Origin of the sequence: Saccharibacter sp. EH611 (assembly GCF_009834765.1) — a bacterium.
Lineage (GTDB): Bacteria > Pseudomonadota > Alphaproteobacteria > Acetobacterales > Acetobacteraceae > Saccharibacter.
Genome location: NZ_WVHP01000025.1, coordinates 260,682 through 273,380, shown reverse-complemented (window position 1 = coordinate 273,380; position 12,699 = coordinate 260,682). Strand labels below are relative to the sequence as shown.

Annotated in this window: 12 protein-coding genes; 4 read left to right on the top strand and 8 right to left on the bottom strand. The window is 55.2% G+C overall.

The annotated features are described in order from the left end of the window. Window positions 1–83 precede the first annotated feature (83 nt). Window positions 84–1,133 carry an NADP(H)-dependent aldo-keto reductase gene (locus tag GS535_RS10860; protein ID WP_160792650.1) on the bottom strand — a complete coding sequence of 350 codons (1,050 nt, stop codon included), beginning with the start codon at window positions 1,131–1,133 and terminating at the stop codon, window positions 84–86. Window positions 1,134–1,301: 168 nt separating this feature from the next. Between GS535_RS10860 and GS535_RS10855 the strand changes: the two genes are divergently transcribed. From GS535_RS10855 to GS535_RS10840, 4 genes are read left to right on the top strand one after another with little or no spacing between them, the layout of a single operon-like run. Further along, window positions 1,302–1,994, top strand: coding sequence for a response regulator transcription factor (locus GS535_RS10855; protein ID WP_160792651.1), 693 nt, complete (start codon window positions 1,302–1,304; stop codon window positions 1,992–1,994). A gap of 6 nt (window positions 1,995–2,000) precedes the next feature. Then, window positions 2,001–3,449 carry a HAMP domain-containing sensor histidine kinase gene (locus GS535_RS10850; RefSeq protein WP_160792652.1) on the top strand — a complete coding sequence of 483 codons (1,449 nt, stop codon included), beginning with the start codon at window positions 2,001–2,003 and terminating at the stop codon, window positions 3,447–3,449. Between the two features lie 55 nt (window positions 3,450–3,504). After that, the gene (locus GS535_RS10845; protein ID WP_160792653.1) at window positions 3,505–3,849 is read left to right on the top strand and encodes a hypothetical protein; all 345 of its coding nucleotides are present in this window, start codon (window positions 3,505–3,507) and stop codon (window positions 3,847–3,849) included. After that, window positions 3,846–4,649 carry an SIMPL domain-containing protein gene (locus GS535_RS10840; RefSeq protein WP_160792654.1) on the top strand — a complete coding sequence of 268 codons (804 nt, stop codon included), beginning with the start codon at window positions 3,846–3,848 and terminating at the stop codon, window positions 4,647–4,649. The genes GS535_RS10845 and GS535_RS10840 overlap by 4 nt, the downstream gene beginning before the upstream one ends. Window positions 4,650–4,660: 11 nt before the next feature. On the opposite strand, the gene GS535_RS10835 is transcribed toward GS535_RS10840, so the two are convergent. The 7 genes from GS535_RS10835 to GS535_RS10805 form a co-directional block, all read right to left on the bottom strand. Continuing rightward, window positions 4,661–5,977: a S1C family serine protease gene (locus tag GS535_RS10835; protein ID WP_237442284.1), complete on the bottom strand. Its 1,317-nt coding sequence runs from the start codon at window positions 5,975–5,977 to the stop codon at window positions 4,661–4,663. A 178-nt stretch (window positions 5,978–6,155) separates the two neighbouring features. Beyond that, entirely contained in the window at window positions 6,156–6,956 is an 801-nt protein-coding gene (locus GS535_RS10830) for an SDR family NAD(P)-dependent oxidoreductase (RefSeq protein WP_160792656.1), read from the bottom strand. A 129-nt stretch (window positions 6,957–7,085) separates the two neighbouring features. Beyond that, entirely contained in the window at window positions 7,086–9,560 is a 2,475-nt protein-coding gene (hrpB, locus tag GS535_RS10825) for an ATP-dependent helicase HrpB (protein WP_160792657.1), read from the bottom strand. Window positions 9,561–9,571: 11 nt separating this feature from the next. Continuing rightward, a complete protein-coding gene (locus tag GS535_RS10820) occupies window positions 9,572–10,408 on the bottom strand; it encodes an NADPH-dependent oxidoreductase (RefSeq protein WP_160792658.1) in 837 nt (278 codons plus the stop codon). A gap of 7 nt (window positions 10,409–10,415) precedes the next feature. Beyond that, window positions 10,416–10,955 carry an adenine phosphoribosyltransferase gene (locus GS535_RS10815; RefSeq protein ID WP_018980611.1) on the bottom strand — a complete coding sequence of 180 codons (540 nt, stop codon included), beginning with the start codon at window positions 10,953–10,955 and terminating at the stop codon, window positions 10,416–10,418. Between the two features lie 91 nt (window positions 10,956–11,046). Next, window positions 11,047–11,346: a putative quinol monooxygenase gene (locus GS535_RS10810; RefSeq protein WP_160799208.1), complete on the bottom strand. Its 300-nt coding sequence runs from the start codon at window positions 11,344–11,346 to the stop codon at window positions 11,047–11,049. A gap of 84 nt (window positions 11,347–11,430) precedes the next feature. Continuing rightward, window positions 11,431–12,699 (bottom strand): multidrug effflux MFS transporter, encoded by a 1,269-nt coding sequence (locus GS535_RS10805; RefSeq protein ID WP_202401656.1) that lies wholly within the window; start codon window positions 12,697–12,699, stop codon window positions 11,431–11,433.

Here is a 12,699-nt window from a genome sequence, read left to right as displayed (position 1 = left end):
AACAACCCGATCTTGCACAAAAACAATGAGGGGTGGCCTGCACATATCAGCCACCCCTCTCTTACTCTCTTCGTCTCTCTTCTTTATGGCGCTGGGTTCGCATTCACTTGATGGACAGCATCAATTTTCTCTTCCAGCTCTGGCGTGATCTCAACATGAACCGAATCTAAAATCGTTTTGAGCTGCTCAAGGCTCGTCGCCCCAATGATATTAGACGCCACAAAAGGACGTGAGGTCACAAACTCTAGCGCAAATTGTGCCGGATCAATCCCTGCGTCACGAGCGATCTGCATATAGCCTCGAATCGCTTGATCGACACCCGGTTTCTCATAGCGCTGACCACGGTTAAATAACGTCGTACGAGCCCCTGCGGGACGAGCACCGTCAAGATATTTCCCTGTGAGATACCCCTGTGCCAGTGGAGAATAGGCCAGCAAACCGACATCCTCACGCAGGCCCATCTCGGCAAGTCCCATTTCATAGGTGCGATTGAGCAAGTTATAGGCGTTCTGGATAGAGGCAATCCGTGTCAGGCCTTTCTCACGCGACGCGTTCAGATATTGGGACACCCCCCATGGCGTTTCGTTAGACACGCCCACGTGACGAATTTTGCCTTCCTTAACGAGCTCATCAAGGCCCCCAAGCGTTTCCTCAATCGGCACTTCATCGGCCTTAATGACATCACGGAACGTCGTGCCTCCAGCCCCAAAAAGATTCATTTTACGATCAGGCCAATGCACCTGGTAGAGATCCAGATAGTCCGTTTTCAAACGACGTAACGACCCTTCCACCGCATAGCGAATCTGTTCTGGTGTTAGACGGGCCCCTTTGCCATCAGGACGGTACCAGTCATTCACACTCCGCCCAACGACCTTACTGGCCAGAACAACCTTGTCACGCTGACCATGCTGCGCGAGCCAATTGCCAACAATCGTCTCCGTTGCCCCATAGGTTTCTGCCTTGGGAGGGATGGAATACAGCTCAGCGGTATCAATAAAATTGACGCCGTGGTCAAAGGCCATATCCAGCTGAGCATGGCCCTCTGCCTCAGAGTTTTGTTGACCAAATGTCATGGTTCCTAGGCAGATTTCGCTTACCGACAGGCCAGTGCGGCCAAGTTTACGATACTCCATCGTGCATCATCCTGATCATATATTTTGAAAAACAGACGATCAGCCTAGCACGCTCCCCAACACAGACAACCCAATGACGCCTCCAACGCTTTCCACAACGGCGTCATCAGGTTATCGTGCAGATCATGGCCCAATTGTGGCTCTTAAAAACAGGAGAAATGCCCCATCATGCGTATCCTGCTCGTTGAGGATGACCCCACGGTTCGCTCTTTTGTGGTTAAAGGCCTCAAAGAGAGCGGACATGTCGTTGATGAAGCTGATAACGGAAAAGACGGCCTCTTTCTGGCTGTCAGTGAAGCTTATGACGTCATTATTTTAGACCGTATGCTACCCGGCGGGATTGACGGTTTGCGCATTCTGGAAACCTTGCGCGGTCAAAATAACGCCACCCCGGTGCTGCTGCTCTCTGCGCTATCCGAAGTCGATGAGCGCGTAACCGGGCTTAAAGCCGGTGGGGATGATTACGTCACCAAACCCTTCGCCTTCTCTGAGCTTTTGGCACGGGTGGAAGCGCTTGGCCGTCGTGGCCATTCTGATACGACAACCAAAACCAGCCTCTCCGTTGGTGATCTGACACTTGACCTCCTCTCACGTGATGTCCGCCGCGCAGGACAGAAAATTGACCTCCAACCCCGTGAGTTCCGCTTGCTTGAGTTCCTCGTGCGTCACGCTGGACAAGTCGTCACCCGTACCATGCTTCTTGAAAAAGTATGGGACTATCATTTTGACCCTCAGACCAATGTCATTGACGTGCACGTGTCCCGTCTTCGTCAAAAAGTCGATAAGCCCTTTGAAAGCGCACTGATCCATACAGTGCGTAATGCGGGCTATATCCTCCGCGACCCGAATACAGACACCTAAGTGCCAATGATTGCCCGCCTGTTGACCCGCCTCCGTCATCTAAAACGCTGGCCTATTCGCTCAGCGGGAGGGAATTTTGCCTTAGCCTATGGGGTGGTCTTTTTACTGTCTGCTGGGGTGTTCCTCTCCTTTACCTGGTGGAGCACCACCAACCTGTTAGACCGCCACGTACAGGCTGGGATTGAAAGCGACGCCCAAGACCTCACGCGGCGCTGGGTCTTTGGCGGGGCTGGCACACTCAGCGATGCGATTGAAGAGCGGATTGAGCAAAATGTCGATGATGACGCGCTTTATCTGCTTGTTAATCGCAATGGCCAGCGCTTTGCCGGGAACCTCCCGGGCTGGCCCGTCGTAATGACACGGCTTGATCATTTTTATGAGCTCTCTATCCGGCGTTACACGTTTAGCACTCAAGCAAAACTCAAGGCTTACGCTCTTCCGGGTGGTTTTCGCCTCATTGTTGGTCATGATGTCCGTGGGCGGCATCTCCTACGCCATGTCATGGCCGAAACCCTTATTTGGTGCGCCATCATGGTCTCTCTCCTTGCGATGGGGGGAGCCTTTGTTATCCGTAAATTATTTTTACGCATTGTCCATTCCATCGCCCGCACCACAGCGGCGGTGGCCAGTGGAGACCTCAACCACCGTATCGCTCTTAATGGGAGCGAAACAGACCTCGTGGCCGAAACAGTCAACACCATGCTTGACCGGATCAATCGGTTAATGGAAGGCGTTCGCCAAGTCTCTAACGCCATCGCTCATGACCTACGCACCCCCATCGCACGCGCCCGCACCCAACTTGAAGATGCCGCTCTTCATGCCCAATCGGACGACGAACTACGCAACGCAATCGACCTTGCCGTGCAGGATTTAGACCGTATCACCGGTATTTTTGAAGCTTTGCTACGCATTGCACAGATTGAAGCGGGCTCCCGTCGTTCTGCCTTTGCCTCTGTTGACCTCACCGCCTTGCTCCACGATATAGCAGAACTTTATGAAGCCTCTGCAGAAGAAGCCGGACTGACATTACACACACAAATTGCCACCCTTCCCGCCATTATTGGCGACCGCCATATGGTGCAACAAGCTCTGGCTAATCTCCTTGATAACGCGATCAAATTTTCCCCTTCTGGCAGTCAGCTCACATTACGAGCAGAGCGTTTACCCGACCATGAGAACACCAAACCCACGGGGGTCGCTATCAGTGTCAGTGACCAAGGGCCCGGTATGAGTGCGAGTGATATGGAGCGCGCTCATGAACGCTTCTTCCGTGCTGAAGCGGCACGCAGCACGCCCGGTTCTGGCCTTGGGCTCTCGCTCGTTCAGGCCATTGCTGGACTCCATCATGGCCAACTTACCCTCAGCCATGCCCATCCCGGCCTAACCGCTACCCTGACTTTGCCGCTCAATCCAGCGCCCTCTTCTCATAAAACACAGATTGTTGACCCTATATGAGCCTTCCACCTAACAAATTCTTCATGCCACCCTCATCTTCTGGGCAGGTGTAATCGTGCATAATGCCCGCATGCGCACTGTCTTTTTTCTTACTGTTGTGATGTTGCTTATTGAGCTCCCCAACACGGGCCGGGCCAATGGCCATCAGCTTATAGCGCCGGTCGCATCGAAGGATCTGGTCATTACCAGTGATAGCCATGCCTACTGCCAACAGCTTAACCAGACATTATCAGAAAAAATACGTTACCCGCATAGTATCCCCGTTGGTGTAATGGAGGATGCCCGTCTCCTACAAGAACGAGGGACGACCTTATGCCGTCACCATCACGTTCGCGCTGGAATTGAACGGCTCCGCCGTGCCCTGCTCCTGCTTAATAAACATGAAGGACCCCATTCATGACCCGCTCTCGCCTACCTTTCTATAAGCGTGCTGCCACGCTCTCTCTGGTTTGTTTGATGAGCACAGCATTAGCGTCCCACGCCGTTGCCGCTGAAAGTGATATTATGCCGTCTGCCCCTGTTATGTCGCTCCATGAGACAGTACTCACCTTTACAACGCATGGGGAAGCAAAGGCGGTGCCCAACCTTCTGACCATTCATTTCACCGCGCGTGCACAAAGCACCTCACCGGCGACCGCTCAAAAGCGCCTGAACCAAATCGTCAGCACAGCCGTCAACAGTCTCAAAAATGATGGTGGGGCGACCCTTCATGCGGGCAATTACTCCCTCTCTCAGGAGTATAGCGAACATCCCCCTCATCGCTGGAATGCCACGCAAACGCTTACGTTAAAGGGCAATGATAGCGGGCATCTGCTGACTCTGGCAGAAGCACTCCAATCTCAAGGTTTAGCCCTTGATGATATGGATTGGTCGCTTGACCCACAGACACAGCAGACATTGGAAGCACAAGCCCGCACCGCAGCCTTAAAGAAAATTCGTCAACAGGCTGACAGTGATGCAAGCGCACTCGGCTTGCGTGTGGTTGGGATTGAACGCGTACAGGTAGGGGCTGGCCCACTGCCAGAACCCCGCTTTGGGCTCGGCGCTCCTGCTCCGATGCTCATGTCCGCTCGCTCGGCAGGCCCAGCTCCCCAGAGCACACCTGAAGAACAGACGATCAGCGTCTCTGCTTCAGCTCATATTCGCCTAGCACCAGAGAACGCACCGCCTCTGCCACCACACACACCTTCTGCTGACTAACCTCAGAACGATTACATATCGGACGATGGACGCTGTCCCAACGTGATGGACAGCGTCTTGACCTGCCCATGACGGCGGATCGTAAAGACAAAGACCGTTCCCGGATGGGCAGCCGCCACGCTACGCAATACCGTACGGGCATCATGCACGGCGCTGCTTCCCATCGCTAAAATCTCATCCTTGCGTCGCAAGCCGCCCTTCCAGGCCGCTCCGTCACTATCCACATCCTCTACCCACATCGGAGAGGACGCATCATTCAGCGTGACACCGAGCCAGCCATGCTCGACATGACCGGTCTTTTCGATTTCCTCAACCACAGGAGCGACGATCTCAGCAGGGATTCCAAAACCAATCCCCACCGATCCATCACTGGGTGAGGCAATCGCCGCATTCACCGCCACAACCTGCCCGTGCAGGTTAAAGGATGGCCCCCCTGAATTCCCGGGGTTAATCGGCGCATCAAGCTGCATAAAATCATCTAACGCTCCGATGCCTAAATCACGCCCCACAGCAGAAACAATCCCCGCTGTCACCGATGAACCAAAACCGAACGGATTACCCGCCACCATCACCCAGTCACCGATCTCTACCTGACGACTATCGCCCCATGTCACGCACGGCAGACGCGTGGCACTTTCCACCTTAATCACCGCAATATCAGTCATTGGGTCATCACCCAGAATACGTGCTGGCAAGGTACGCCCATCAGACAAAGAGACGGTCACGCGCGTTGCATCCCCCACCACATGCCGGTTTGTGACGATAATCCCCGATGCATCAACCACAAAACCAGAGCCTGCCCCAGTCATATCATCATCAGCAGGGCGCACAACATGATGACGGGCCATATGATGGTGGTTTAACAGACGATGCTTCTTATGGGCTGCCCCCGTATGATGATGCTTCTTAGGCGCGACTGAGGCGTGCTCCGCCGGGCTGGACGCGGCGTCCTGCTCCTGCTCAGCGCTATTGTCCCGATCTTGCGGATCATGCGAGATTGAAATGTTCACCACAGCCGGAATCACCTGCCGCACAAGCGGTGCAAAACTTGGCAATGCCGCCACCATAGAGTTTACAGCTTCAGGTGGTGCTTGCACGGGTGGAAGATGAGACGGCGGGGTTGTCTGCACGGTTTGGGGACGCACCAACGGCGGTGACACCGGAACAGGCGGCGTATGAGGCTTTAGCGGAAGAACAAAATGAGGCTTCGCTGCCTCTTTCGATGATGAAGAAAATGGCAAAAACGCCATAACAGCCGCACAGGTCAACGCTGCCGCCACAGCTCCCACACCTGCGGGTACAAAGACGGACCAAACCAGTTGCTTCATGACAGGTTTCATGTCTTTCCCGCCCTTGCCGGAACAGCCTTTCTTAAAAGAGTTCTTACCTCACCTCATCGGTAACAGATTATCTCCCATCATCTCTCTCAAAAAAAGGGCATGTGATCAGAAAACACATACCCTTTCCTCGCGTGATGATCTCTTAGCTTACAAAAGGAGACTTATCTTATACGCCACCTGAGATCGGCATCGTCACTCCAGTAATATAACTTGCATCATCACTGAGCAAGAATGCAACCACACCGGGAATTTCTTCCACAGTGCCTAACCGACGCATGGGCACACTTCCAACCATCTGCTTCTTCACTTCCTCAGGATTGGCAGAGAAATATTGCGACCCTGTCTTGGCCTGCAACTCCACCTGCCGATCCCACATAAAGCCCGGCCCCATCAGCCCCGGTGCGATCCCATTAACGCGGATATTATAGGGTGCAAGGTCTTTTGCCGATACTTCCGTTAGCCCGACAACCCCGAACTTAGACGAGCCATAGCCCCCCATGTTGGGTGGCCCCTGAAGTCCTGCCATGCTGGCTGTATTCACGATACGGCCAAATTTCCGCTTCACCATACGCTCTGAAACCACACGAATCAGGTGGAACGCCCCAATAAGGTCGATCTGCACAACACGGGCAAAGTCCTCAGGCGGATATTCGTGAATAGGCGCAAAAGCCCCTTGATAGCCTGCGTTATTAAAGAGCAACCCGATAGGGCCAAGTGCTTTTTCAGCCTCACCGACTGCTTTTTCTACACTGGCATAATCTGTCACATCGCAGACAGCGTTATGCACATCCACGCCAAGAGAGATCAGTTGAGAGCGCGCCTCTTCCAGCTTTTCAGCATTAAGATCGAACAAAATCAGGTTTGCGCCTTCACTGGCGAGACGCTTCGCCACGGCCAAACCGATATTTCCCGCTGCGCCGGTAATCAGGGCATTTTGTCCTGCAAAACGTTGTGATGACGCACCCATAAGATCACCCTTCCTTGCTGTCACACTGCATTAAGGCGACGGCTCCGCCTTATTCATGCTCTGTCAGCCTAATGAAACACAATCCCTCTTGGCAAGGAAGAGCAGCACCGCACACGCCTCATATCCCCCTTAGCGTGGTCGTCTTTTAGGCAAGGACGGCTCCGCTTGGGCGGGGTTCTCTGGCCAATCATGCCGTGGGTAGCGCCCGCGCATATCACGGCGCATATCCAACCAGCCTTCTTGCCAAAAACGCGCCAAATCCGCCGTTACAGCTTGAGGTCGCCCTGCAGGAGATAACAACACAGCGTGCAAAGGCACCTTGCCTCCCACAAGCTCTGGCAGACGCGTAGTGCCATAAAACGCCTGAGCGCGCGTGCTAAGAGCGGGAATTGTGCCAGTATAATCAATCGCGTGCCGCCCTCCCTTTAACGCAACAGTCGCGGGAAGCTGACGATCCAACTCTTGGCGCTCCGGATGACTCAAGCACGCCTGCAACATTGCCACTACATCCAGCTCTTGAAGCTGAGAAAGCCGATCAATCCCGCCCAGCCACGGCTCCAACCACTCTGTTGATACGGCCAGTCCATCATCGGACAGATCCGGCAAATCTGGCGCATAATGCGTCCGGGCTAACGCAACCCGTGCTTGAAACTGCCGAGCGCTCGTCGTCCAGTTCACGTAACGAGGGAGGTCGGAGCAGACTTTTTCCATCAAGGCCGGTTGTGCTTCTTCAGGCGTAGCTGGGGTGTTACGATCACGCAAAATGAGCGCACCAAGACGCAAACGCTCCCGCATAATCACACGACCTGACGTGCCATCAAAGCTCCCTTCACGCTGCTCCGTCAGTTGAGCACGCACAGAAGGGGGAAAATCCTCCACAGTGACCGGGGCTGCCAGCGTGATCTCTGTGCCCCGCTTTACGTGAAACATCGCGGCCGCCAGAAGCTTCTCACGCGACAGATCATCTGAAACGGGTACACGCGCACTCCCGCCACCGGCCAAACGATAACGCCCATCTGAAGACGTGCGCTGCGCTAAACGATCTGGGAAGCCCGCCGCGATCAACCGCCCCGCATAATGTGGGTCAGGCTCAAGCGTGCGCGTCTCTTTTACCCCCACGCGCCGTAAGAAACGTTGGGCAGACTGACGCAAAAGACGCGTGACAGACCGGGGCACCCGGCTATCCTCACGCGCAAACAACGCCAAGCGCTGGCCAATATCCACCGTAGGAGACGCCTTGCTCATCGGACGGCGGAACGGGTCTCTCTCCTCTAACAAAGCCGCCAAGCAAGAGGCCGTTACCTGCTCACGCTCCGTTTGAGCGGCACAGAGCATCGCCGCTAAACGCGGATGTGTGCCCAAGCGCGCCATCGCCCGGCCAAGAGAGGTCAGCTTATCAGCACTATCGAGCGCTCCTAAGGAACGCAGCAGGTCTTGCGCCCCGGCTAAAGCCCCCTCAGCGGGACATTCAATGAGAGGCAGCTCAAGCGGTACCGTTCCCATCGCCTCCTGCCAAGCGGCCGTTATAAGAGCGAAGTCACACAGATCCGCTTCCCGAATGGCTGGGATTTCCTGCACCATCAGCCCACGCTGCGTCATCTCCGACCATAAGCGCACGGCAATGCCCGGCGCCTCACGCCCCGCACGCCCGGCGCGCTGCTCAGCCGTCGCGCGTGAGATGCGCCGGCTCTGAAGTTTCGGTAAGCCCGTGCTGGGGTCACGCTGGGGCAAGCGCCGCCAACCGCCATCGACAACAACCCTCACACCCGGCACCGTCACTGACGTTTCAGCAATGGACGTGGCCAGCACAATCCGCCGTCCCGAGGTCGGGTCTAACGCTCGTTGCTGATCCTCAACCGATTGCTCCCCATAAAGAGGGAATACAGGGTAACGCTCCCCCAAAGCCGCTTGCGTACGCCGTATCTCCCCGACACCGGGAAGAAACGCCAAGATTGACCCATCTTCCTCACTCCAAATGGAGCGGATCGCCTCAGCACAACGCTCAGGAAGCTCACGCTGATGCGTAAGATCACGGCGATAACGCAGCTCAACGGGGTATTGCCGCCCTGCACTCTCAATCAATGGCGCATCAAGACGTTGGGTGAAGATCTTCCCTTCCAACGTCGCCGACATCGCCACAAGACGCAGCTCTGGGCGGAAACTCCGCTGTACATCCAAAGCAAAAGCAAGGGCCGTATCGCCATCCAGTGACCGCTCATGCACTTCGTCAAAGAGAATCGCACTCACCCCATCAAGGAGAGGATCGCTTAATAAACGACGCACCAGCAGCCCTTCTGTGACCACCTCAATACGTGTCTGGGCCGATACCGCGCGGTCGGTGCGCGTGCGATACCCCACCGTCTCGCCCGGCTTTTGCCCAAGCAAAGACGCCATACGCGCAGCCGCCGCCCGCACAGCCACACGACGTGGCTCTACGACGATAATACGTCCCTCCCCCAGCCACGCGGCCTGATGCTCCAGTAGGGCTAACGGAACGGTTGTGGTCTTCCCTGCCCCCGGAGGCGCAACAAGCACAGCATTCGCCCCGTGCTCCAGCACCTCATAAAGACGCGGTAAAACCTCAGCGACAGGGAGAGCGGACATCACACTCTAACTTAACGCAGTGGGAAACCGAGGCGATTAAGCACGTCACGCATCACATGCCGCCCACCTAAACCACGCACCTGAGCAATGCGAGAGGCAACCGTCTGTGTCCAGCGACGCGACGGCAAGCCTTGCTCCTGCTGATACGCATCAGCGCGTTGATTATACGCCTCAATCGGCTCTTCTTCGCTTTCATGGTCATAACGCTCACGATGAAGCACCACATCCTGACCAAGACGTGGCTTAATGCCACCCGCAGCATCGTCGGCTGGATGACCAACGCACATCCCCACCACAGCGACCGTACGCGATGGCAGCCCCAGCAGAGACGCCACGGCCTCAGGGTCATTACGCAGTCCACCGATATACACCGTGCCTAGACCAAGCGACTCAAAAGCCAGCACAGCATTCTGAGCAGCAATACCGGTATCAAGCGTTGCCATCAGAAAGCTTTCTTCATAGGCCAAAGCCTCAGCTTCGCTCTCTTCTTCACGCTGCGTGATGCGCTCAAGGCGCGATAAATCCACAACCCAAGCCAGAAAAACTGGAGCCTGCGCAACGTAAGACTGCCCACCTGAAAGCTCTGCAAGGCGTGAGCGCGTCGCCTGATCTTCCACTGCAATAACAGACCAGTTTTGCAGATTAGACGAGGTCGCCCCCGACGATGCCGCCGCGATCCCGGCCTCAAGGGCCCCTGCTGGCAGCGGGTCACTCTTATAATGCCGCACACTCCGATGCGCAAAAAGCTGGCGAAGAACGGGATTGTCCGGAAGGTTCACCGGCGCATCATGCCGATAACGCTGCGCCCAAAGCTCGGTCGTCTTCTTTGAAAGATCAGTTTGCGTCATAAAATTCTCAGTCTTCATACGTCAGCAGAGATGTCACCGGCACATCCAGCTTCTCACGCCCTTTTAGCGCAGCCAGCTCAATAAGCACGGAAGCCCCCACGACATGAGCCCCTGCCTTACGCAGCAAATCAACCGATGCCGCTAGCGTGCCCCCTGTAGCGAGGAGGTCATCCAACACCACCACGCGCTGACCGGGACGCACAGCATCCACCTGTAGGTGCAGCTCATCATGGCCATATTCGAGCCCATAGGCATGAGAGATCGTTTCACCCGGCAGCTTGCCCGGCTTGCGCAACATCGTGAAGCCGCACCCAAGACGCATCGCCAACGGGGCTGCCGTCAGAAAGCCGCGGCTTTCAATGCCAGCCAACATATCGGGCTGAAATTTCAGCACACTCTCGGCTAAACGCGCGGTCGCGATCTGCCACGCATCCGCATTCCGAATGAGGGTCGAAATATCGTAGAAAAGAATCCCAGCTTTAGGGAAATCGGGCACTTCGCGGATATAACGCTTCAGATCAAGCGGTGCAGGGTCTTGGTACGACATGAGGGCGAGCCTTCTTTAAAGAGCATAGTCAACATCAATACAGTAAGGCCCTTCTGTAAGGGAGCCTGTGCCCCGGCTCAAGCCTCCATCGTTAGGAAGCGTGTACCTCTTTGGTAAAGATATTGGTGATCTGCCCGCCTAAAGCATCAATCTCAGCAAAAATAGCGGTGATCGCCTTGTCTTTAAGATGCACGTCTAAATGCGCCTCACTCACCCATTCTTCATGAATGGTGAAGACGCCGCGTGCTCGAATATCATGAGAGACAACAAAGCGCCGACACCCGTCATACGCACGCAACATCGGCAAATGACGCTGAAACAGAGACAGCCCCTCATCATGACGGCTCTCAGGAAAGGTCACAATGGCTGTTACACCAGCAGCTTCAGTCATCACAAGGCACTCCCTCTTTTACCGAACGGGCAGATGAAAACCCTGCTCACAAACACCCAAACGCACCATTAGAGAGCGGTCAATCTACCCTTTCCTAGGATAATAGGCCAAAACCAGCATAACGAGGAACGCCGTCAGCAGCATAACAGCCATCGGGATCGCCGTTCCCACAGGAAGGAGCGAGAACAGCACACTGGCGACCATGCCCATCACATATTGCCCTGTTCCAGCCAAAGCAGCTGCAGACCCGGCATTATGCGCCTGATAACGCAGTGCCCCGGCCATCGCGTTCGGCCCAATGGCACCACCCGGCCCTAAAACCAACAGCATAATAACAATCATCGGCCAGAGATACATAGCGTTCAAATGCCCTAAAGGGGCGCTCTCCACCGCAGACCAAACTGCCAAAACAACGAAAGCAAGCGCGGCAAGCGTGCTCCAAATAAGGGCTGTCTTCAAAATGCCCTCACTTGAAAAACGGTCAACAAGCAGCGCATTGAGCTGTGACGTGCCGATCATAAACACCGCAAACAACCCAAAGAGCATCCCGTAATGAAACGGAGAGAGATGAAACACGCTCTCAAACAAAAAGGGCGCCGCTGTCAGGTAAGTAAAGGTCACAAACCCTTGAACCATCCAAATAAGCCCGTTGAGGCAAAAATGCGGTTCACACAAAGTTTTACCATACCGTACCAGCACCGCTTTCATCTGCACGGGCTGCCGTCGAATAGGCAGCAACGTTTCAGGCAAGAAGAGCGCTACAAGGACAAAACCCAGTAGGCCATATAAAGATGTTGCCCAGAAAATATCGCGCCAGCCAATAAATTGCAGCGCGAACCCGCCCAAAGCCGGGGCCAAAATCGGCACCACCCCTTGCACGATAATCAGGCGTGACATCATCTTGGCAGAGGCATCCCCATAGGTGAGGTCACGCACACAGGCATTTGGCACAACCAAACTCGCCGCCCCCATCAAGGCAGCGATAAAGCGAAAGACGCACATCACAGTCATCGTTGGTGCCAAGGCGCAGCCCGCCGCCGCAATGGCATAACATAATGTCCCCACCAACAACGGTGCCCGGCGCCCAAAGCGATCGGTGAGCGGGCCAACACTCATCTGCCCAATGGCGAGACCCGCCACCCAAGCCGCCATCGTCAAGCTGCCAGAACCAGCGGCTGCGCCCAGCTGATGTTCCATTTCTGGCAAAGCAGGCAGGTAAATATCCGTTGAGACAGGCCCAACAGCCGTTAAACACCCCAGAAGAAGGGGCACCCAAAAAGGAAGCGGCTGACCCGGGGTGAGAGTACGGTCAAAAAAGGCCCGTTCAAACGAAAAACGCCTTGAGACTGACAT

Excerpts from the sequence above, each read along its gene's own strand:
- hrpB (WP_160792657.1), bottom strand. The coding sequence starts at position 9,560 with ATGTCCGCTCTCCCTGTCGCTGAGGTTTTACCGCGTCTTTATGAGGTG.
- GS535_RS10835 (WP_237442284.1), bottom strand. The coding sequence starts at position 5,977 with ATGAAGCAACTGGTTTGGTCCGTCTTTGTACCCGCAGGTGTGGGAGCT.
- GS535_RS10810 (WP_160799208.1), bottom strand. The coding sequence starts at position 11,346 with ATGACTGAAGCTGCTGGTGTAACAGCCATTGTGACCTTTCCTGAGAGC.
- GS535_RS10840 (WP_160792654.1), top strand. The coding sequence starts at position 3,846 with ATGACCCGCTCTCGCCTACCTTTCTATAAGCGTGCTGCCACGCTCTCT.
- GS535_RS10850 (WP_160792652.1), top strand. The coding sequence starts at position 2,001 with ATGATTGCCCGCCTGTTGACCCGCCTCCGTCATCTAAAACGCTGGCCT.
- GS535_RS10820 (WP_160792658.1), bottom strand. The coding sequence starts at position 10,408 with ATGACGCAAACTGATCTTTCAAAGAAGACGACCGAGCTTTGGGCGCAG.
- GS535_RS10815 (WP_018980611.1), bottom strand. The coding sequence starts at position 10,955 with ATGTCGTACCAAGACCCTGCACCGCTTGATCTGAAGCGTTATATCCGC.
- GS535_RS10805 (WP_202401656.1), bottom strand. The coding sequence starts at position 12,699 with ATGTCAGTCTCAAGGCGTTTTTCGTTTGAACGGGCCTTTTTTGACCGT.
- GS535_RS10830 (WP_160792656.1), bottom strand. The coding sequence starts at position 6,956 with ATGGGTGCGTCATCACAACGTTTTGCAGGACAAAATGCCCTGATTACC.
- GS535_RS10855 (WP_160792651.1), top strand. The coding sequence starts at position 1,302 with ATGCGTATCCTGCTCGTTGAGGATGACCCCACGGTTCGCTCTTTTGTG.
- GS535_RS10860 (WP_160792650.1), bottom strand. The coding sequence starts at position 1,133 with ATGGAGTATCGTAAACTTGGCCGCACTGGCCTGTCGGTAAGCGAAATC.